Annotated in this window: 1 protein-coding gene; it reads right to left on the bottom strand. The window is 41.7% G+C overall.

Annotation, left to right across the window (positions count from 1 at the left end):
* Positions 1 to 362, bottom strand: a 362-nt coding sequence (locus ACFSR8_RS16470) for an IS110 family transposase (protein WP_380294070.1), incomplete at its 3' end; no start/stop codon positions are given.
* Positions 363 to 508 lie beyond the last annotated feature (146 nt).

Below are 508 nucleotides of genomic sequence, written 5' to 3'. Positions count from 1 at the left end.
CTTTGCACTTCAGTCAAGGCACTGTAAAGGGGGACTTCGTTGACCTGGGCATATTCGCATATGGCTCTTGAATCGCTCTTATCGGTCTTTACCTTGGACAGTTTCATCTGGACAAAGCGTTTGACCGATAAAGGGTTGATAACCGATACCGCAACTCCGTTCTTGTAAAGAAACTGTGCAAGCCTGTAATGGTAATAACCGGTAGCTTCCATGGCCACCAATGAGCCCTTTGGCAGCTCTTTAAGGAATTTCTTAAATCCCGTTTCGTCATTCCTGTAATGGGTGTGGCCGGTTGAGCTACCGTGTACATCAAAGACACCTTTACTGATGTCAACTCCAAAAGTTTCTTTATATTTATTCATACAAATTGATTTATGAAAGAACTGGCTACCTGCATTTCAACAACTTAAAACCGAGATCGCAAAGTCTCACAGAACTGAACGAAATATGGGTAGTAAAAGAGAGAGGATTATCAATGTTGACGAAGTCAAAGCTTCAATGTATATCA

It is taken from the genome of Hyunsoonleella rubra (assembly GCF_042684665.1).
GTDB lineage: Bacteria > Bacteroidota > Bacteroidia > Flavobacteriales > Flavobacteriaceae > Jejuia > Jejuia rubra.
The sequence above is the reverse complement of the archived record's forward strand: the minus strand, read 5'-3'. Positions and strand labels throughout refer to the sequence as shown.